17 protein-coding genes are annotated in these 21,260 nt (G+C 55.8%); 4 read left to right on the forward strand and 13 right to left on the reverse strand.

Translation table 11 applies throughout. The features are described 5' to 3' along the window. The first annotated feature begins 19 nt into the window (after nucleotides 1–19). From AC13CN_RS06275 to betT, 3 genes are all read left to right on the forward strand, one after another. Complete coding sequence (locus AC13CN_RS06275; RefSeq protein ID WP_058577198.1) at nucleotides 20–766, forward strand: response regulator; 747 nt, start codon at nucleotides 20–22, stop codon at nucleotides 764–766. Between the two features lie 119 nt (nucleotides 767–885). Continuing rightward, nucleotides 886–1,299 (forward strand): hypothetical protein, encoded by a 414-nt coding sequence (locus tag AC13CN_RS06280; RefSeq protein WP_062374071.1) that lies wholly within the window; start codon nucleotides 886–888, stop codon nucleotides 1,297–1,299. A 203-nt stretch (nucleotides 1,300–1,502) separates the two neighbouring features. After that, nucleotides 1,503–3,542: a choline BCCT transporter BetT gene (betT, locus tag AC13CN_RS06285; RefSeq protein ID WP_089675794.1), complete on the forward strand. Its 2,040-nt coding sequence runs from the start codon at nucleotides 1,503–1,505 to the stop codon at nucleotides 3,540–3,542. Between the two features lie 75 nt (nucleotides 3,543–3,617). On the opposite strand, the gene adhP is transcribed toward betT, so the two are convergent. Together adhP and exaC are read right to left on the reverse strand one after the other, a co-directional pair. Beyond that, nucleotides 3,618–4,646: an alcohol dehydrogenase AdhP gene (gene adhP / locus AC13CN_RS06290; RefSeq protein WP_172416473.1), complete on the reverse strand. Its 1,029-nt coding sequence runs from the start codon at nucleotides 4,644–4,646 to the stop codon at nucleotides 3,618–3,620. Nucleotides 4,647–4,766: 120 nt separating this feature from the next. Continuing rightward, the gene (gene exaC / locus AC13CN_RS06295) at nucleotides 4,767–6,287 is read right to left on the reverse strand and encodes an acetaldehyde dehydrogenase ExaC (RefSeq protein WP_058577196.1); all 1,521 of its coding nucleotides are present in this window, start codon (nucleotides 6,285–6,287) and stop codon (nucleotides 4,767–4,769) included. Between the two features lie 117 nt (nucleotides 6,288–6,404). On the opposite strand from exaC, the gene AC13CN_RS06300 reads away from it, so the two are divergent. After that, nucleotides 6,405–7,085, forward strand: a complete 681-nt coding sequence (locus AC13CN_RS06300; protein ID WP_044628671.1) for a response regulator — start codon at nucleotides 6,405–6,407, stop codon at nucleotides 7,083–7,085. On the opposite strand, the gene AC13CN_RS06305 is transcribed toward AC13CN_RS06300, so the two are convergent. The 11 genes from AC13CN_RS06305 to AC13CN_RS06355 all read right to left on the reverse strand — a co-directional run bounded on the left by AC13CN_RS06305 (nucleotide 7,082) and on the right by AC13CN_RS06355 (nucleotide 21,006). Then, nucleotides 7,082–8,458: an ATP-binding response regulator gene (locus AC13CN_RS06305; RefSeq protein ID WP_253556923.1), complete on the reverse strand. Its 1,377-nt coding sequence runs from the start codon at nucleotides 8,456–8,458 to the stop codon at nucleotides 7,082–7,084. The two genes, AC13CN_RS06300 and AC13CN_RS06305, sit on opposite strands and share 4 nt — an antisense overlap. Next, on the reverse strand, nucleotides 8,436–9,593 hold the full coding sequence (gene nosP, locus AC13CN_RS06310) for a nitric oxide-sensing protein NosP (RefSeq protein ID WP_082051410.1): 1,158 nt from the start codon (nucleotides 9,591–9,593) through the stop codon (nucleotides 8,436–8,438). Before nosP ends, AC13CN_RS06305 begins: the two co-directional genes overlap by 23 nt. After that, on the reverse strand, nucleotides 9,574–11,808 hold the full coding sequence (locus AC13CN_RS06315) for an ATP-binding protein (protein ID WP_044628673.1): 2,235 nt from the start codon (nucleotides 11,806–11,808) through the stop codon (nucleotides 9,574–9,576). Before AC13CN_RS06315 ends, nosP begins: the two co-directional genes overlap by 20 nt. Further along, nucleotides 11,795–12,283 carry a putative pterin-binding protein gene (locus AC13CN_RS06320; protein ID WP_044628752.1) on the reverse strand — a complete coding sequence of 163 codons (489 nt, stop codon included), beginning with the start codon at nucleotides 12,281–12,283 and terminating at the stop codon, nucleotides 11,795–11,797. The genes AC13CN_RS06315 and AC13CN_RS06320 overlap by 14 nt, the downstream gene beginning before the upstream one ends. 196 nt (nucleotides 12,284–12,479) lie before the next feature. Beyond that, nucleotides 12,480–13,301, reverse strand: coding sequence for a DUF2189 domain-containing protein (locus AC13CN_RS06325; protein WP_062374077.1), 822 nt, complete (start codon nucleotides 13,299–13,301; stop codon nucleotides 12,480–12,482). Between the two features lie 282 nt (nucleotides 13,302–13,583). After that, entirely contained in the window at nucleotides 13,584–14,012 is a 429-nt protein-coding gene (locus AC13CN_RS06330) for a universal stress protein (RefSeq protein ID WP_483053093.1), read from the reverse strand. 10 nt (nucleotides 14,013–14,022) lie between these two features. Next, the gene (locus AC13CN_RS06335; RefSeq protein ID WP_137094658.1) at nucleotides 14,023–16,623 is read right to left on the reverse strand and encodes a TRAP transporter permease; all 2,601 of its coding nucleotides are present in this window, start codon (nucleotides 16,621–16,623) and stop codon (nucleotides 14,023–14,025) included. A 135-nt stretch (nucleotides 16,624–16,758) separates the two neighbouring features. Next, nucleotides 16,759–17,739, reverse strand: coding sequence for a TAXI family TRAP transporter solute-binding subunit (locus AC13CN_RS06340; RefSeq protein WP_044628677.1), 981 nt, complete (start codon nucleotides 17,737–17,739; stop codon nucleotides 16,759–16,761). 425 nt (nucleotides 17,740–18,164) lie between these two features. Further along, nucleotides 18,165–19,466 (reverse strand): TRAP transporter large permease, encoded by a 1,302-nt coding sequence (locus AC13CN_RS06345; protein ID WP_054644999.1) that lies wholly within the window; start codon nucleotides 19,464–19,466, stop codon nucleotides 18,165–18,167. Next, a complete protein-coding gene (locus tag AC13CN_RS06350) occupies nucleotides 19,456–19,935 on the reverse strand; it encodes a TRAP transporter small permease (RefSeq protein ID WP_044628679.1) in 480 nt (159 codons plus the stop codon). Before AC13CN_RS06350 ends, AC13CN_RS06345 begins: the two co-directional genes overlap by 11 nt. 60 nt (nucleotides 19,936–19,995) lie before the next feature. Next, nucleotides 19,996–21,006, reverse strand: a complete 1,011-nt coding sequence (locus AC13CN_RS06355; RefSeq protein ID WP_348665546.1) for a DctP family TRAP transporter solute-binding subunit — start codon at nucleotides 21,004–21,006, stop codon at nucleotides 19,996–19,998. Nucleotides 21,007–21,260: the final 254 nt, after the last annotated feature.

Below are 21,260 nucleotides of genomic sequence, written 5' to 3' on the forward strand. Positions count from 1 at the left end.
GACCATAAGCGAGCTGACTATGTCTCAGAGTGATTCACATCCCGACGCATTACCTCAAGATGGTTTACCCCAAGACGCTTCCCTGCTGATCGTTGAGGATGAGCCCAAAATCGCCCGCCTCATGGCCGATTACTTACAAAGCAATCATTTTGCGCCCAGCATTATCAGCCACGGCAATGAGGTGATCCCCTGGCTCACTCAGCATTCGCCTGAACTGGTGCTGCTGGATGTTATGCTACCGGGCAAAGATGGCCTGACGCTGTGCCGGGAAATCCGTGAACAGTGGCCCAAGCTCCCCATTATCATGGTCACCGCCAAGGTAGAAGAGGTAGACCGGCTGCTGGGGCTAGAGTTAGGCGCAGATGATTACATCTGCAAACCTTTCAGCCCTCGTGAAGTAGTGGCACGTGTTAAGGCCGTGCTACGCCGCAGTCATGCCGCTGCACAGGCAGCACCCACCACCACCGCCCCCAAAGCGCCCATCACGCTAGATGAAGAGGGCTGGCAGGCACTGGCCGACGGCCAAGATTTAGGCTTAACAGCGGTCGAGTTTCAGTTGCTGCGTGTGATGATGCAGTCTCCAGGACGCATCTTCAGCCGCGAGCAGTTGATGGATCATATGTACCGTGATAACCGAATCGTTTCCGAGCGCACGGTGGATAGCCATATTAAGAAGCTGCGTAAAAAGATCACGGAAGCCCTCCCCGACCAAGAAATTATTCGCTCGGTTTACGGAGTGGGTTATAAGTATCAGCCGGAAGGATGAACCACTACTGCTATTGAGAAGGTCATGGTTGTTGCACACTTTGTGCAAACGATTTACACCAAGCCCGTTAATACTGACATCGTCAAATTACCATGTATTCATTAGAAACGAGGTATGCCATGAAGATGTCACTACGTCAGCTATTTGCTCCTGCCCTGCTCGCCGTTGCCCTTACACCGCTGGCCTTTACCGCCCAGGCAGACAACCATGAAGGCCGTGGCATGGACCGGGAAGCGATGATGGAGCGCATGGAAGAGCGTCGCCAAGAAGTCTATCAACGCGCAGAACTGAGCGAAGAGCAGCAAACGGCGCTTAATGAAGCACACGCTGAGCACCGCGAAGCCATGCTTGCCCTGCGTGAAGAGCATCAAGCCCGTGTCGCTGAGATTTTATCGGAAGAAGAGCAGCAGGCACTGCGTGACGCTATGCACGAGATGCATGCTGAGCACCGCCACGAACGTGGACACGGTAAGCGCGACCATCACGGTGACTCGGCCCAGGAAATGGATGCCGAGGAAACGGCTACCGAGTAAGCGTTTATTTAGCGTCAAACCCACCCTACACGCCCAGCCTAGCTGGGCGTGTTTGTTTCTATACGCCTGTTGGCGTCTTTTTTACCGCCCTGATGCGTTAGCCGTTGGCTTGAAGTGAATGCCTAAACCGCGTATTTTATTTGAACGTTCATTCAAAAATAACGTATCACTCATCTTTGTCTTAACAACAGGAGTCCGCCTCCATGGCGAAAGACAACCCCGTTCTCCCCTCACGAGACCGCCTAAACCCCGTGGTTTTCCACGGCAGCGTCGCGGGGATTCTCGTGTTTCTTATCGTGACGATGCTGTTCACCGAACAAGCAGGTGCCTTTTTTGATGCGGGCCTTGCCTGGGTAAGCAAAACGTTTGGCTGGTACTACATGCTAGCGATCGTGGCCTACCTCGTGTTTGTGGTGTTCATCGGTATGTCGCGCTTTGGCAGTATTCGGCTTGGGCCCGACCACTCCCGCCCTGAGTTTTCGTTGCTGTCGTGGTCAGCCATGCTGTTTGCTGCTGGCATTGGTATTGACCTGTTGTTTTTCAGCGTAGCCGAGCCGGTTGCCCACTACTTGGCACCGCCCGACTTAACTCCTGAAAGCCAAGAGGCCATGCGCAACGCCGTCGTGCAAACCTATCTGCACTGGGGCCTTTCCGGTTGGGGACTGTACGTGCTGACGGGCATGGCGCTGGCTTATTTCAGCTACCGCCATCGCTTGCCGCTGGCTATTCGTAGCGCGCTTTACCCACTGCTGGGCAAGCGCATTCACGGCCCGATTGGTAACGCGGTCGATATTACGGCGGTGATTTCTACCGTGTTCGGTATCGCCACCAGTCTCGGTATTGGGGTGATTCAGCTTAACTACGGCTTGAACTATATGTTCGACGTGCCGGAAACCCTGACGGTCCAGGTAGTTCTGATTGCGCTGGTAGTTGTTCTAGCAACCATTTCGGTGGTGACTGGCGTTGAGAAAGGTATCCGTCGCCTCTCCGAGTTCAACATGCTGCTGGCCCTGGCGCTGATGCTGTTTGTGCTGTTCTCTGGCGATACTCTTGTACTGCTGGATAAAGTGGTCAACAACGCAGGCGACTACCTCTCAGGCTTCGTTGCTGCCAGCTTCGATACTTACGCCTTTGCCGATGAAGGTGCCCAGGAGTGGAAGATGTGGTGGACCATCTTCTTCTGGGGCTGGTGGATCGCCTGGACGCCTTTCGTCGGGCTGTTTCTGGCGCGCATCTCGCGCGGCCGTACCATTCGCCAATTCGTGGCTGGCGCTCTGTTCATTCCGCTCTCGTTCATGATGGTATGGATGTCCATTTTCGGTAATAGCGGTATCGAGCTGGTGGCCAATCAGGGCGTTGTCGAACTGGGTGAGCAGGCGCTGAACTCGCCGCAAACCACGCTGTATACGCTGCTTGAGTACTACCCCTATGTGGGCATTACCGCCGCCGTCGTGACCGTTCTGGGTATCGTGTTCTTCATTACCTCAGCGGACTCTGGCGCGCTGGTACTGGCTAATTTCACCTCGATTTTAAGCGACGTGAACCACGATGCGCCGGTGAGGCTGCGTATTTTCTGGTCGGCCGTGATTGGCCTGATCACCGTGGCCTTGCTGATGGCGGGTGGCTTAAACGCGCTACAAAGCGCAGTCGTGATTACGGCGCTGCCCTTCTCGGTGGTGATCTTCGCCATTATGGTGGGCACCTATAAAGCGCTGAAGCTGGAAGGCAGCAAAGCCGACGCTCGCCGTATGATTGCAGGCGGTGCCCCCGGCGGCGACTGGCGTGAGCGTTTGGACCGCGCGCTGGATACCTCTAACCGCGCAGGTGCCGCCGCGACCATTGAGCACTCGATTCGCCCGGCGATGACCCAGTTTGCCCAAGAGCTTGAGAGCCGTGGCCAAACCGCTAACGTCACCGAAGAGCAGGTTGAGGGGGAATCCCTGCCCAACCTAATGCTGCAGGTCGACTTTGGCGACGCCACCAGCTTTGTCTATCAGGTATGCCCGCATCGTATGCGTACACCGAACTTCATTCCCGCGGACGATGATTTCTACGTGCGTTTAGATGTGTACCTTGCCGAAGGTGGCCAGGATAAAGACCTCAACGGCTACACCCGTGGTCAGGTGATCGGTGATCTCGTGGCAGAGTACGAGCGCCACCTACAATTCCTTGCTCTGGCGGGTGGCCATGCGCAGGCAATGCCTGGCACCATCGGCGAACCGCCTGAAGATGCGCAGATGTAAGTAGCGCTTTACGTACAACGCGTAAAACGAAGAATCCCGGCCACGCGGCCGGGATTTTTTATGCGCTCTGGGCGTTTAACCCGCCATGTCTAGCACAATACGCCCTTCGATTTTACCGTCTATCATGCGCTGAAAAACATCGTTGATATTGTCCAGTGTATCCGTTGCGACGGTGGCTTCCACTTTACCTTCCGCCGCAAAATCGAGCGCTTCCTGAAGGTCGCTACGCGTACCGACAATCGAGCCACGAATAGTGATCCCATTGAGCACGGTGCTAAAGATGGGCAGTGGAAAATCCCCTGGCGGTAAGCCATTAAGTACCAGCGTACCGCCACGGCGCAGCATATTTTGCGCCTGATCGAAGGCCTTCGGCGACACTGCGGTGACCAGCGCACCATGGGCACCGCCAATGGTCTTTTTAAGGTATGCCGCGGGGTCGGTTTTCATGGCGTTTACCGTAACCGTCGCGCCCAAGCGCTCAGCCAGCGCCAGCTTGCCGTCATCAATATCGACAGCCGCCACGTTAAGCCCCATGGCTTTGGCATACTGCACTGCCATGTGGCCAAGGCCACCAATGCCCGAAATCACCACCCATTGGCCGGGGCGGGTATCGGTCATTTTTAAACCTTTATAAACCGTTACGCCGGCACACAGCACCGGAGCCAGCTCGACAAAGCCAACGTTATCCGGCAGCCGACCCACATACCCCGCATCGGCCAAGGTATAGTCGGCAAACCCACCATTAACGCTGTAACCGGTATTTTGCTGGGACTCACATAAGGTTTCCCAGCCGCCTAAGCAGTGTTCGCAAAAACCGCAGGCCGAGTAGAGCCAAGGAACACCAATACGGTCGCCCTCTTTGACATGGGAGACACCGGCCCCGACCGCCACAACATGCCCAACGCCTTCATGCCCTGGAATAAAGGGAGGTGAAGGTTTGACTGGCCAGTCGCCGTGCACTGCGTGTAGATCCGTATGGCAGACCCCCGAGGCCGCCACCTTCATCAATACCTCCCCCTGCTTTGGGCGTGGAACATCGACTTCTTCTATGACTAACGGCTGTCCGAACTCGCGCACGACGGCCGCCCGCATTGTATTATCCATGATGCGACTCCTAATAATGGTTAACGGAAGTTCTAAGCTGCTCTTATCCGTAGAGTTAGCGCCAGAGGATGTGCAGCATCGCCCGGCCTAGGCCGGGCGATGGGACGACATAACAAACGTTTAGAAGAACCCAAGCGGATTGATATCGTAGCTGACCAGCAGGCTTTTGGTTTGCTGGTAATGCCCAAGCGCCATTTTATGGGTTTCACGACCAACGCCTGACTTCTTGTAGCCGCCGAAGGCTACGTGGGCGGGGTACTGGTGATAGCAGTTTGTCCAGACGCGACCCGCTTGAATGCCACGCCCCATGCGGAAGGCCACGTTAATATCGCGGCTCCAAACGCCCGCGCCCAAGCCAAACTCGGTGTCATTAGCAATCGCCAGCGCTTCTTCCTCATCTTTGAAGGTGGTCACCGCCACCACTGGGCCAAAGATCTCCTCCTGGAACACGCGCATCTGGTTATTACCTTTCAACAGCGTGGGCTGAATGTAGTAACCGCTGTTGATGCTGTCATCCAGCGTTTCTTTGTCACCACCGGTAAGGAATTCAGCGCCTTCATCCCGAGCGATATCCATGTACGACATGATCTTATCGAACTGCTCTTGGGATGCCTGAGCGCCCACCTGGACGTCGGTATCCAGCGGGTTACCCCGTTTGATGGTCTTGGTGCGCTCAATGACTTTCGCCATGAACTCGTCGTACATGCTCTCTTGAATCAGCGCCCGCGACGGGCAGGTGCACACTTCGCCCTGGTTAAAGAAGGCCAGCACCAGCCCCTCTACCGCTTTGTCGATGAACGTCGGCTCGGCGTTCATAATATCGGCAAAGTAGATATTCGGAGATTTGCCGCCTAGCTCCACCGTGGAAGGAATAATATTCTCTGCCGCGCACTTCAAAATATGTGAGCCCACCGGCGTCGAGCCGGTAAAGGCGATCTTAGCGATGCGTTTACTGGTAGCCAGCGCTTGGCCTGCCTCTGCGCCAAAGCCATTAACGATGTTCAGCACGCCTGGAGGCAACAGATCGCCGATCACTTCTACCACTTTCAAAATTGACGCTGGGGTTTGTTCGGCAGGCTTCAGCACCACGCAGTTACCCGCCGCTAGTGCTGGGCCTAGTTTCCAAGCCGCCATCAGAATCGGGAAGTTCCACGGAATAATTTGCCCTACCACGCCCAACGGCTCGTGGAAGTGGTACGCCACCGTGTTGGCATCAATATCAGCGGCGGTGCCCTCTTGGGAGCGCAGGCAGCCTGCAAAGTAGCGGAAGTGGTCAACAGCCAGCGGAATGTCCGCATTGAGGGTTTCACGCACCGCTTTGCCGTTGTCCCACGTTTCGGCCACGGCCAGCATTTCGAGGTTTTGCTCGAGACGGTCGGCGATTTTGAGCAGGATGTTACTGCGCTCTTGTACCGAGGTCTTGCCCCACGCCGGAGCGGCTTTATGGGCGGCATCCAGCGCTTTTTCGATATCTTCAGCGCTAGAGCGGGGAATTTCACAGAACACTTTGCCATTAACTGGGCTAATGTTGTCGAAGTATTGGCCCTTCACTGGGGGAACAAACTCACCGCCAATGTAGTTACCATAGCGTTTCTCAAACGAAACAACAGAGCCCGCTTCACCTGGGTTGGCGTAGATCATGGTACTGCTCCTGAGTATTATGATTATTAAAAGGTGCCTACCCAGTGTTGGTCATTCGCGCCATTCTCGATATAGCCCGATGGCAGGACGCACCCTCATCCCTTGGAAGGAGACGCCATGTACTCGCTGTTAGTCGCAGATGATCATCCGCTGTTCCGCGATGCGCTGCACGCGGTGATCAGCAGCGGATTCACCGATGCCCAACTGCTGGAAACCGACAGCCTAGCGGGGGCCATGGCACACATTGAAGCCTTGGAAGGGTTAGACCTGCTGCTCTTAGATTTAAGCCTGCCGGATGCCGATGGGTTAGAGGGGCTGAAAACCCTACGGGAGACCTTCCCCGGGCTGCCCGTTGCCATCGTGTCAGCCCATCAAGAGCGCCAGCTGGTGCTGGATGCGATTACTCTGGGGGCCGTGGGCTATATCCCGAAATCCACTCCTAGAGAGCAGCTTCTCGCCGCGCTACAGCAAATTCTCCAGGGCCAACTCTACCTGCCCGCCGATATCATGCGACGCCCGCCTCCCCGAGCAATACCTGCGGCAGCAGGCGAAGATTCGGAGGATAAACCGAGCCGCCTGCCCCGGCTCACCGACAAACAGCTAGACGTGTTGGGCTGTATGAGTCAGGGAATGTCCAACAAGCAGATTGCCCGAGAACTGGACATTGCTGAAACCACGGTAAAGACCCATGTATCGGCTATTTTGCGAAAACTGGGCGCCACCAGCCGGGTACACGCCATTGTGATGGCCGGAGAGGAGGATTTAAACGGCTACATCGCCAAGCGAATGGCGCGTTAACGGCCCTCTAACAGCGTACCTAACAGCATCTTCAAGCGCAGTGGTTTAAGCGGTTTTAACAAGCAGTGCATTCCCGCCTCTCGGGTGGCCCGCTTTAACGAAGCTTCATGGTTGGCGGTAATTACCACTGTGGCTAACCCAGGATAGCGGCGGCGCAGCCGAGTAGCTAAGTCGATGCCGTTCTCACGGTGCTCCCCTAAATGGTAATCCACCAGCAGCACCGCCGGGCGCTCGCCGTCGCTAGCCGCTTCCAGCGCGCTCACCGTCGCCGCTGCCCGTACCCGACACCCCCAACTGCCCAGCAGCGCCTGCATCCCTTCGGTAATGGCGGGGTCATCATCCACCACCCACACCACACAGCCCTGCAGCGGGTCATCGCCCCACTGCGCGGATGGCACCGGGCTGGATGCGCCTTCTAACGCGCCGCAAGAGGCTGCGTAGGGCACCAAAATAGAGAACAGCGAGCCATGACCTAGCCGTGATGCCAGTGTGACGGGGTGATCCAACATGGTACTAATACGATCGACAATGGCTAGACCCAGCCCCAGGCCGCGACTGTGGTTGGCCTGTGGCTGGCTGGCGCGACGAAACTCCAGAAAAATGGCTTTGCGCTGGGGCTCTGGAATACCGGGGCCAGTATCACCCACCATAATCTCCAGGCCATCGGCCCGGCGGCGGCAGCCTAACAGCAGGTGGCCGTGCTCGGTGTAGCGCACCGCATTGCTAAGGAAATTACGCACCACCCGCGCCAGCAGCGCCAAATCGGACTCCACCCACACCCGCGAAGGTACATAGTGAAGGGTAAGACCACGCACCCCCGCCACCTGGCGATACTCCTCCGCCAGCGCATCCAGCAGCGTACTTACGGCAAAGGGAGCTTTATCGGCATGAAGCACTCCGGCATCTAAGCGGGAGATATCCACCAGCGTCCCAAGCAAGCCCTCGACATCTTTCAGCGAGCGCCCGATATGGCCGACAAGCGCCTGGGAGGACTCAGGTAGTGCATGGATTTCCAGGGCGCTGGCAAACAGCCGTGCCGCATTGAGCGGTTGTAAAAGGTCATGGCTAACGGCGGCCAAAAACTTGGTTTTAGAGACGTTAGCCGCGTGGGCTTCAGCGTTGGCTGCCAGCAAACGAGCATTGACCTGGCTTAGTTCATCCAACGTGCGGTGCAGCGCGTCGGTGCGCTCGCGCACCTGTTCGGCAAGCAGCACCGAGCGCTCAAAGGCTGCATAGGGCGCGCCATTAGGGCTACCGCCGGATTCCACTCGCTCCATTAACGCCGTACACACTTTGCGTAGTCGGTGGTTCTCTTCACGCAGGGCCGCAATATCATCGCCTTGTTGCGAATCAGGGAGTTGGAAGAGCGCCAAAGGCCACCCCCGTAAACGTCTGGTTCACATGCATGCCGTGGTGCTGCTCGCCGTAGGTATTAAATCCCACGACACGGGCTTGGCGCAGCAGCGTCGATGCCTGGTCAAGTTGCCCCAACGACTCCAGCGCCATCCGTCGCAAAAAGCAGTCGCAGCCAATAATCGCAGCGGGCTCGCCTAAGCGGGCTTCCACTCGCTGCAGCATGTGGGCTAAATCGGTGAGCAGCGGCGTGGGCTGCATGGCAGTCAGCACAATGCCATTTTCCACCGCGCAGTAGAAGCTCAGGCTGCCGTCATCATTAACCCGTTGAATCGAGCGAATATAGTGCTGGCCGCCCAGGTGTACCGCCAGCGGGTGCTGGGCAAAAATGGGAGGCGCAAGCGCCTCAACCGAACAGCCCACCAGCGCGGCATACAGTTCGGCCGCGGGGACACCGTTAAGCTCCAGCACGCGGCGGCGCTCACGATCCGCAGCGGTGACCACTAGCTTGTGCTCGAGTGGCTCAAGGTGGTGGGTGGAGAATACTTCAAACGGTAGCCGAGTATTCATCATGACCACCACCGCCGCACGGGTATGAAAGCGCCCGTTGGCGTATACATGGGTATGGGTTAAGTGGTTATCGTCCCCTGCGGAACCACCAAAGCTCGGGATGCGCCCCAAGGCCGCATCCAGCGTTGCCAGCACTTGCTCTTCACGGCTGGATAGCCCATCCAGCAGCGTCAGGGCAAAGCTGTGCTCGTTGACCGGTGCGACAGCTTGGCGGCGGCAACGCTCTAACAGCTTATCCACCAAGGGCTGCGCGGTGGGGAGGTCAAAGTACTCCAAGTCATCAATCAATGCGGTTTCTATCGCAAAAAAGCGCTGGTCAAAGCAGATCGCCACCACCGAGCCGCGGTCATAGCCATCCGGCGTTAGCTCGCCTGCGGTGGTGCAACCACTAATAGGCAGTGCGCCAAAGGCGCTGCTTAGCGCCTGGGCAAGCGCGGCCAGCGGATACTCTGCGCTACAGAAAAACAGCACAAAGCCTGCATGCTCATGGTAGAGCGACGCCGCCAACTCGTTGGCGGCTATATAGGGGTCAGAAGCCCGGCTTGCAGCAGTTATCAGGCCACTGTTAGTTAAGCTGATGCTCACGATGCCATTGCTCCAACGCAGCGTGGGTGCGTGCCGCACAGTGGTGCAGCGCGCTAAAGGCCTCTTCAATCTGAGCGCTTGAGGCCTCTGGCTGCCCTGCTAGTTGCTCTAAGTGCTTTGACTGAGCGGCCAACTGCTCGGCACCTATGCTTAAAGATTCGCCTCGCAACTGATGAGCAAGGCGCTCCATCTGAGGTAGCTGCTCACTCGCTATTTCTGTATTAGAAGCGAAGCAATCAACCAACTGGCCAATATAATCATGCACTTGCTGATGATAAAGCATTACCAGTTGTTTAACGCTGTCAGCCCCTATCGAGCTGGTTAACGTCGCAAGCGTCGCTTCATTGAGCAGCACATCGTTACCTGATTCGGCGGCGATAGGCGTTGACGGCGTCTGCGCAGGCGTCAGTTGAAGCGCCAGTACATTGCTTAGCGCCAACAGCGAGAGCGGCTTGGTAATATAGTCATTCATACCTGCCGCCAGACACCGCTTGCGGTCGTCTTCGGCGCCACCAGCCGTCATCGCCACAATCGGTACATCGCTGCACCAACCACCCTGGGCACGCAGTTGCTGGGTCACCGTTATTCCGTCACTATCGGGCAGTTGAATATCCATAAAAATCAGGTGTACTTGCTGGCGCTTAGCCATCGCGAGCGCATCGTAGCCATTTTCAGCGCACACTACGTCACACCCTAATCGTGAAAGCAGGCCTAGCGCCACTTTACGGTTTACCGCGTTATCCTCCACCAACAGCAGCGAAGTACCGTTAAAGTCTTGAGTAGGCTCTGCAGGTTGCGATGTACTAACGGGGCTAGCCTCCACTAGCGGCAGCTCGCACCAGAACGTGCTGCCCTCGCCGGGTGTGCTAATGACGCCTAATCTTCCCCGCATCGCGTCGCTCAGCCGCTTGCAGATAGCTAACCCTAGGCCGGTGCCGCCATAACGGCGGGCAACGCTCTCATCCGCCTGCTGAAAAGGCTCGAACAGCGTCTCTTGCTGCTCGCTATTCAGCCCGCAGCCAGTGTCGCTAATTTCAAACAGGAGGTGCTCTACCGTTGATGTAACGCGAATGGAGACGCTGCCGTGGTCAGTAAATTTGATGGCATTAGCGATAAGATTGAGCAGAATTTGGCGCAGTCGCCCCGCGTCGATCATGACCCACCCAGGTACTAGCGGGTCAACGTGTAATGAAAGCCGCAACCCTTTCTCCTGGGCCCGTGGCTCAAATAGTGCCATCACCCCCTCTGCCAGAGGGTTTATGGCCGTGGACGATGTTTCAAGGGTTAAGTGGCCTGCCTCAATTTTAGAAAAATCGAGAATTTCATTAATCATCGCCAGTAGTTGGTTGGCACTGTCGTGAATGGTGCGGGCGTAATCCTCTACTTGGGCGGGGCTTGCCGGTTCACGCAAGAGCTCGCTCATGCCGATCACACCGTTTAGCGGCGTGCGGATTTCATGGCTTACCATTGCTAGAAAATCAGATTTAGCATGGTTGGCGGCTTGGGCCTGCTTGGCCGTTACCTGAAGCTGCTTACTAAGCTGCTCTTGTTCCCGGCGTGCCGCAGCACTTTCACGCATTTCACGCACCAAAAAGATAATCACTAGCAGCACCGCTAGGCTCATACCTATCAGTAGTGACATTAAGAGTTTATAGAGCGTGCTGAGCAACGCTCGCTCTTCCGTGGCGGACTCAGCCAAGTAGCCATTGATGGCAATAACAAAGCGCTCAGTAAGCCGTGTAAGCACCTGCAGCTCGCTTTCCAAAGCGGTGACCGGCATTCGTGCCAATTCATCATGCGGCTCAAACATAGGGTCTAAGCTGTCGAGCTGCCGTTGGATTTGGTCAAGCAGCTCCCTTGCCGAACTGATACTCTGCAGCAGCGAGCTGACCTCCCCTTCTCTTAACAGGGTGATCCGGCTATAGAGGAGTTCAAACCGTAGGTTTAGCTCATCCTGGGCGGCGGGAGAGAGGGGACCCCGTGTTTCCGCCAGCAAGTGGTTCAGTAGTTGAACGGCGTCACGGTCGAGCTTATAGACCACCCAGGCCGTATCTTCTCGCAGACTTTGCGTCAGATTATCCTGTCGCCATGCGGATAAAGCGGCCACCACCAGCGCGGCCGCAAATAAAAGTACGGTAATAATCGCCACCAGCTTGAGGCGGCGCGGATAGCGAAGCAGTCGGGGCGCTCGTGTGACGGATTCACTGGCGGACATTAATATGCATTACCTGCCATACGGCTCTAAAGCGCACTCGTTCGCTTAGCAGCGCTTTATCCTGATCAAAGGGATAAAGCACCCATAAAGGCCCGTACTCACGGATAGGAATAGCTTTCTCGTCACGCTCTAAGGCCAAAATCACATCGTAGTCGTAGAAATCCGCGACCGGAATTTCAGCTTCATACCCGTTAAGCGCCACGACGTTAATGATCTTGCCTTCCGCGCCTACCTGCTCAAGCAGGGTACGCATAAGCGGCCCACGGTAGTGGCTGTTCCCTTCCGTCCACGGTGTTCCTGTCGTAAATTCATGCTGCGGAAGTGCGCTAAGCATCGCGCGATCAAAATGGGCTTCTTCGCCCACATTGGTCACCGCAATATCACCATCAAGTTTGAGTATCACTGGCCCACTCGGTGCCGCCAGCGAATCTGCTGTCTCAGCGAGCCCCGTATGGGGAATGCTGAACGCCAGCATAATCCACCCCAATAACAACGCTTTCACTACTGACTCCTCATATCGCAGTGCCCCAGGCGACGAAACCGTGACCGCCAACGCACGCTCAAAGCAATAAAAAAAGAGATGGCGTTTAGGGTACGCCATCTCAATTCATAGGTCAGGCTAATTACGATGTTTTTGGTAAGCAGTGAGTAACCCTGGCGTTTATTAGCCGCTAGGTTTTCAGCTGTTCGACCGGTTCAAACCGTACTAGATCTTCATAAGCGTGCCAGCTTGCATGGCCAAGCACGGGCAGAATCAGCGCCAAGCCAATATAGAACGTCATAACGCCCACTAACACACAGCCAGTAAGAATGGCCGCCCACAGCAGCATGGGCCGGAAATTGCGAGCTACACAGCGTACGCTGGCTTCAATGCCTTCCATAAACGTCAGGTCTTGGTCCATCAGTGTCGGGATGGCCACCACACTGATCGCGAAAGCACCAAAAGCCAGCACACCACCTGCTACCGTGCCAACGGCCAGCATACTCAGGCCTTCCTGCGTGGTTACCAGCGTAGTGTATAGCGTTGCCGGGCTGGGCACTTCAAATCCAAAGAACAGCGCAAACAGCAGCGTGGCTAGGCGTATCCAGGCGAGAAAGAAGATCATCATCATGACGCCCATCATGGCAAGTTGCCCAGCATGGGGCCGCCAGCTACCAAACGCATCGCCCAAGTTCGGGGTACGTCCGCGCTCAAGGGCAAGGCTAATGCCATAGGAACCAACGGCCACCAGTGGCCCGATAAACATGAAGCCAGCAATCATTGGCAATAGCCAATACCAGTAACCCAGCGTGTAAGCACCAAGGGTAATGGCAATACTCAACCCCACCCAAAACATGCCGTAAGCGAGGCTAATAGCAGACGCACGACGAAAATCTTCCATACCTGCGGCTAGCCAAGCACGTGGTCTTTCCATCCCTACCTTATTGATAATGATTTTGACGTTCGGCGCACCGGATGAGTGGTCGTGTGTTTTTGTTGTTACTGCATTCATGGCGTAACTCCTGTGATTTACCCCAGATGGCTGTCACTGACCCAAGCACCAAGGGAAATAGCTACCATGTGTATTGATGACCATTAATCCAACGTTAATGGCTTAATGTTCTATTAATGTAGCTGAGCCGCTGCTTCGCGAATGCTTTTGAAGGCACTCAGTACAAAAAATCCTTCATCGGCGCTTTTAACGACAATTAATTCGATGCGTTAGCGTTTCGTTATATTCGAGCCAAAAAAAAGCTCCAAGCCGGGGCTTGGAGCTTTATGACGCACGTTGCGCTTACCGCACGATCATCACCGACACTTTAGCGTGATGAACGACATGCTCGGCGTTGGGGCCCAGTACGTAATCGACGAATTTACGCTTAGTATGGGATGCCATCACAATTAAATCGGCATCAATCTTCTTGCCGACCTTGATGATGGCCTCCCATGGTGAGCCATCAACAATCACACTTTGGGTTTTGATCCCTTCAGGCACATGTTCCTGAATGAATTTATGCTGCGCTTCTTTCACCGCCGCATGCGCTTTTTCAGAGAAGTTTTTCGGAAAGTAAGCGCCAACCATGGGCATTTTAAATTCCGGTAGTACCGTCACCACGTGCAGCGATGCGCCAAAGGTTTGGCACAGCATTATCGCCGTGGGCAACGCTTTCTTCCATGAGGCCTCTTCGTTCAAGTCTACGGGGAGTAGCACTTTATGGTACATAGCAACCTCCTTAAACAGCGGCCACTTCGTTGGCTTCTTCACGACGCCGACGGCGACGCTGCATCACGACGACCAACCCAAAGATGCCGAGTGCGGGTAACCACATCCACTCTTTTGTCCAACGATCTACCGGGGCCAGCACTTCGAGGATCTCTTGATCGAAATCGAAGCCTAGCTCAGCCGCCTGGCTGCCGAACTCGACGAAATCGACCAGGGTTTGGTCGCCATCTTCGTAAAGCTCTATGCCCAGGTTGGCCATGCGCTCTTCACCTGTTTCACCGCGCGGCACGGGGACGAGCATATAGGTGGTCATCGGCGCCCCGAAATCGTCTTCACCGGCAATTTGCACGCGCAAGTTGCTACCGTTATCGACCTGGCCCAGTGCCTCGGCAAATTGCGCAGGTGGCACCGATTCATAGGGGTCGTGGATTTTGTCCATCCAGAAGCCGGGGCGGAACAGCGTAAAGGCTACCAGCAGCAGCAGCAGCGATTCGTACCAGCGGTTGCGGGTCAGCATGTAGCCTTGTGTACCTGCTGCAAAGATCAGCATGGCGATGGTAGCCACAATAAACACCAAAATACCCTGCATCACCGTGACATCTATCAGCAGCAGGTCCGTATTGAAGATGAACAGGAATGGCAGCGCAGCGGTACGTAGGCTGTAGTAAAACGCCTGGAAGCCAGTGCGCAGCGGATCCCCACCCGACACGGCCGCCGCCGCAAAGGAGGCCAAACCTACTGGTGGCGTGACATCCGCCATGATGCCGAAGTAGAACACGAACAGGTGCACAGCAATCAGCGGTACGATCAGGCCATTTTGCTGGCCCAGCAGCACAATCACCGGAGCCATCAACGCCGACACCACGATGTAGTTCGCCGTTGTTGGCAAGCCCATACCCAGAATCAAACTCAGCAGAGCCGTCAGCAGTAGAATCATCATCAGGTTACCGCCTGAGAGAATTTCCACTACGTCCGCGAGTACTAGACCTACCCCCGTTTGGGAGACCGCACCCACGACGATACCCGCCGTGGCAGTCGCAATACCGATACCAATCATGTTGCGGGCACCGGTCACCAGGCCATCCCACAGATCCTTAAAGCCTTCTTTGATATCGGCCGCCATTTGGCTGCGGCCACGGAAAATCGCGATGATCGGGCGCTGGGTAACCATGATGAAAATCATAAACATGGTGGCCCAGAACGCTGACAACCCAGGCGAAAGGCGCTCTACCATCAAGCACCACACCAACACGACAACCGGCAGAATATAGTGTAGGCCGACCATGACCGTCGGGCGAGTTTGCGGCAGCTTCACGACCTCTGAGTTGGGGTCGTCCATCTCCAGCTCAGGGTAGTTAGCGCCTACTTTCAACAAGCCGACATATACAATCGCCAGCCCTACAGAGACCACCCAGGGGGTCGCTTCACCCAGTACCGGCTTTAACCAGCCCAAGCCGTAGTAGACGGCGATGGAGAGGCCCATCAGCAGCAGCAAACCGGTCATAAAGCCGATCACTTTGTTCAGCAACGGGCGTGCCGGATTGCTGGACGGCAGGCCTTTCATATTGGCCTTGAGCGCTTCCAAGTGAACAATGTAGATCAGCGCGATATAGGAGATCAGCGCCGGTAAGAAAGCGTGCTTGATGACGTCGACATAAGGAATACCCACGTATTCCACCATCAAGAAAGCAGCAGCCCCCATGACGGGCGGCATGATCTGGCCATTCACCGAAGACGATACTTCCACCGCCCCCGCTTTTTCCGCGCTAAAGCCGACTCGCTTCATCATCGGAATCGTAAAGGTGCCAGTGGTAACGGTATTGGCAATCGACGACCCCGAGATCAAACCAGTCATACCAGAGGCTACCACTGCCGCTTTGGCTGGGCCGCCTTTGAAGTGGCCAAGCAGCGAGAACGCCACTTTGATGAAGTAGTTACCGGCGCCCGCTTTATCCAGCAACGCACCAAACAGTACAAACAGGAAAACAAAGCTGGTCGAGACCCCCAGCGCAATACCAAACACCCCTTGGGTACCTAGCCACTGGTGGTTAATCAAACCACCCAGACTAACGCCGCGGTGGGCCAAAATGCCCGGCATGTAAGGGCCAAACAACGAGTAAGCAATAAACACCGCCGCCACGATCATCAGGGGCGGCCCTAATGCGCGACGAGTCGCCTCTAACAGCATCAGAATGCCAACAACGCCCACGATAATATCCTGGGTAATCGGCAACCCAGGCCGCTGGGCCAAATCAGCATAGAAAATAAACAGATAGGCGCCGCAAAACGCCGCTAGCGCTGCCAATGCCCAATCAGCTAAGGGCACACGATCACGAGGAGAGCGCTTAAAGGCGGGGTACGCCATAAAGGCTAAAAAGAGCGCAAACGCTAAATGAATCGAGCGCGCTTCCGTGGCGCTAAATACGCCGAAGCCAACAATATAGGGAAGTGGCGATGCAATCCATAGCTGAAACAGCGACCACACTGCTGCAATACTCACCAGCAGCTTACCGGGTACGCCTAAGGGTTTCCGTGCCCCTGTATCGCTGGAAGCGACCATATCCTCCAGGTCGTTCTCAGCGGCTGCCGAAGGTTGTTTGTCATCACGCATACGCTTGCCCTGCCTAATGGTCAGCGCTGACAATCAGCGCTCTCAACAAGAAGCGCGGACACCCAAGGTGCCCGCGCTTTGCAACTCAAAGCGACGCTACTCACCTTCCGTCAGTAGCATCACTCTTTTTACGACTTATTCGATCCAGCCACGCTCACGGTAGTAACGTGCCGCACCATCGTGCAGCGGCGCGGTCAAGCCGTCAGAGATCATGTCTTCTTCGTTGAGGTTCTCGAACGCCGGGTGCAGACGCTTGAAGCGATCGAAGTTTTCGAATACTGCTTTCACCGTTTCGTAAACAATGTCTTCATCAACAGCGGTGGAAGAAACGAAGGTTGCCGCCACACCGAAAGTTTCGACATCTTCGTCGTTACCACGGTAAAGGCCACCCGGAATCACAGAACGCGTGTAGTAGGGGTACTCTTCGATCAAACCGTCGATTTCGTCACCGGTCACAGAGACCAGACGCGCATCAATGGTGGTGGTCGCTTCTTGGATAGAGCCGTTCGGGTGGCCTACCACGTACACCATGGCATCGATGTTGTTGTCAGACAGGGCAGCTGCCTGCTCAGCCGCGTCGAGCTGAGACGCCAGTGCGAAGGTGTCTTCATCCCAACCGAACGCATCCATGACCACGTCCATGGTATTGCGCTGGCCAGAACCAGGGTTACCGATGTTGACGCGCTTGCCTGGGAAATCGCTGATGTCCTCGATACCGGAATCCGCGCGGGCCACCACGGTCAGCGGCTCACCGTGCATGGTGAAGACGGCACGCATATCTTCCCAAGCGCCCTCTTCTTCAAAGTTGGCTTCACCGTGGTAAGCGCGGTACTGAACGTCAGACTGCACAACGCCCATATCCAGCTCACCGCTCTTCATGCCGTTGACGTTAGCAACGGAACCACCGGTAGACGGGGCGTTACAACGGATGTTGTGCTCATCGCTGCCACGGTTAACCATACGGCATACCGACTGGCCAACCACATAGTAAACACCGGTTTGGCCGCCGGTACCGATGGTGATGTAGCGCTCCTGGGCAACGGCCGGAGAGGCAAAGGTTGCCGCCGCAATGAACGCGCCTGAGAAAGCCGCGGTAGAAAATACATGGCGTTTCATGAACACACCTCTTTATCTTGATGTTGTGAGCGTTATGCGCTTTGAAGCCATCTGCAGAACGGTTCCCTTCAGGTGTTTCGGCTCCAAAACGTTGTCAAGACAGTCTGTTATCGATCTCGGCATTTAGTGCCGACTGTTCCTACTTTAGCGAAAAAACTGCTAATTGGCGAAGTACGAGACAATTTTATGCCTGCACCGCAGGCAGCGCAGCGCAGCGCATTGCCTAGCCAGCGTGATGACGCTAGCTACTCTGCTCAGGAGTTTGTCCTAAGCGCTTTTCCTAAATGCTTTCACTTAGGCATTGCCATACTTTCTCGCTTGTTTGCACGTCTGTCGCCAGTCTAATAGCCGGTAACGTTTAGTAAACGTTAAACATCATGTCATATTGGCATAGGCCATCGCTTATTGGTTATCTCGATTGATCATTAGACGCTATAGCCCAACACCGTGGGCAGCCAAAGAGCAATGCTGGGAAATATCGCCACCAGTGCCAAAGCGCCCCCCATGGCAACCACAAACAGCAGCGCCCAGCCAATCGTATGCTCTAGGCGTATCTTGGCAACTTCCGTGGTCACCATCAGGTTCACCGCCACCGGAGGCGTAAATTGACCAATGGCAATATTCATCGCCAGCAAAATACCAAACCATACCGGATTCCACTCAAAATGCTGCATCACCGGAATCAGAATTGGCATCATGATCAGATAAATCGAAATCGCATCCAGCAGCATGCCCGCCACCAGTACCGCCAACATCACCAGTATCAACAGCAAGACGCCGTTATCAGTCAGGCTGATGATCCATTCCGCTAAATGGCGGAAGGTGCCGAGCATCGTGCCTGACCAGGCAAAAATTCCCGCCAGTGCGATAATCAGCATCACTACGCCAGAGATAATCGCCGCTTCCCCCAGTAGCTCCCACACATCCCGAAGTGTCAGCTCTCGGGTAAGAAACAGGCCTACCACCGCCCCATAGGCAACGGCCACCACGGCGGCTTCCGTGGGGGTAAACAGTCCTGAGCGCAGCCCACCTAAAATCAGCACTGGCGCAAACAAAGCAGGCAGCGCCTCGCGGAAGGTTCCGCGTACCGTCAGTTTTTCGGCTCCCTCTACCGGCGTGCCTTCCCAACCGTAACGCTTGGCGACCAGCATCGCCGGTACCAGCAGCGCCAAACCCGCTAGCACACCAGGGAAAAGCCCTGCGGCGAACAGCGCACGCAGATCAACGCCCGGCACCACAATCGAGTAGAGAATCAGCGCCACTGAAGGCGGAATTAAGATAGCCGTGGATGCCGAAGCCGCAATGAGCGTGGCCGAAAACGGCTTGGGGTAGCCTGCTTTCGTCATGCTAGGCAGCATCACCATGGCCACGGCAGCGGCGTCAGCGGGGCCAGAGCCGCTCATGCCGCCCATAATCATGCACACCAATACCGCAACCAGCGCCAGCCCACCGTGACGGGGCCCAATGAGCGCCTGGGCAAAACGCACCAAACGCAGCGCCACGCCTGCTCGCTCAAAAATCAGCCCGGTGAGAATAAACAGTGGAATCGCAATGAGAGGGTATTTAGCGATGCTGTTATAGGTATTGGTACCCAGGGTGGCCAGCATATCCGGCGACAGGCCCAGCACGATGCCCACCGCACCAGAAAGCGCCAAGGAAAACGCCACCGGTACGCCAGCAATTAACAGCCCGGCAAATGCCAAAATCATCCAAATATCAGGCGTCACTGGTTAGCTCCCCTTTCAAACGGTCACGGGTTTGCTGCACCAAGCGCCATAGCATGGCAGCAGACAAAATAGGCAGCCACACCAAGTACCACCACTGGGGCAGGCCTAACCCAGGCGACAGTGACTCCCACTGATATTCCTGCCACGCCAACTTGCCGCCATACCAAGTAATTAAACCCAATACGATCAGGCCACACAGGGCTTGAAAAAGAATCAGCGCGCCCCGCCACCGCTCAGGCAGGGCACGCTCTAAAAAGCCAATGCGGATATGCCGGTCGCGGCGTAATGCTACCGACGCACCGGCAAAGGTCAGCACGACCAATAGAAAGACGGAAAACTCTTCCGTGAACGAAAATGAGCCACCTGTAAGGTAACGAGTGATCACATTACCCAGGCTAATCAATGAAATCACAATCAGCGCCAGCGCACCTAGCCAGCGCTCTGGGCGTGCATCAGGAAAGCCTTTCATGGCAGCCTCACAGCAAAGAACCGCCGCCCTGGTTAAGCGGCAGTCAAAACCCTCGAAGAATTAACGTGCGTCGATAGCGGCTTGGGCGGCATTTACCACCTCTTCACCAATGCGCGGAGTCCATTTTTCGTACACCGACTGAGTGGCATCCACAAACGCCTGGTACTGCTCATCGGTCAGCTCGGTTACCGTGACACCACGCTCTTGAATCGCGGCTAAACGCTCGCTCTCCTGCTCACGGGTCATGGCAATTTCCCACGCGCCCGCTTCTTCGGCTGTTTCACGCAGCATGGCCTGCTGCTCTTCACTCAGCGACTGCCATACCTGCTGATTAACGGCAAAAACAAGCGGGTCGTTCATGTAGTTCCAGAGCGTTAGATGCTCTTGGCCCACCTGGTCAATACGCGCCACATCAAATACGGAAAGCGGGTTCTCCTGGCCATCGACCGCACCCGTGGTGAGGGCCGGTTGGGCGTCGGTCCAGCTCATCTGCGTAGGGTCAGCGCCTAAAGCGGAGAACGTATCCTGGAACAGCGGCGAGCCCACTACACGGATCTTCAGGCCATCCAGATCCTCCGGCTGGCTGATAGGGCCACGGGAGTTGGATACCTGACGGAAGCCATTTTCCCCCCAGGCCAGCGGAATAACGCCACGGGACTCAATCGCCTCGAACACCATAGTGCCCGCATCCCCGCCGGTCACGGCATCGACAGCGGTTTCATCAGGAATAAAGAACGGCAAAGAGAACAGGTTCAATTCCGGCACTTGGGGCGACCAGTTGATGGTTGAACCCACGGCGGCATCAATCAGCCCAGAGCGCATGGCAGAAAATTCGCGGGTTTGGTCACCCGACACCAGCTGAGAGTTGGGGTAGACCCGCAGAGTGAGTTCACCACCGCTGCGCTCCTCCACCAGCTCTGCCCACTTTTCAGCGGCCTGCCCCCAAGGAAAGGCTTCTGAAAGCACGGTAGAGACCGAGAGTTCGCGGGCCTGCGCGGAAAAAGCAGCCGAGAGCAGGGCAGCGCCAGCCAAGCCAGCGGTAAAACGAGCCATAGAGCGTGTCAGCGTCATTATTGTCGATCCTTTTTATCCGTTCTTTTTTTATCAATACTTTTTGCGGTTCTTATGAGATGCCCGGCCCAGTGAAAGGCAACAGGCACACGCCCATTGTAGGCATTTAGCAAGCGAAAGGAAGCCATCTAAGGTCGGTCTTGGCAACTCAGTGAGTTATCCTCAGGTGTCTACTTCGCAAAACGCCCCGCGCATCAGCGTCAGGGCGTTTCATAGGCTTGCGCTAAAAGGCTACTCGCCAGAGCATGAAATAG

The sequence above is a fragment of the Vreelandella sp. L-25 genome (assembly GCF_056857535.1).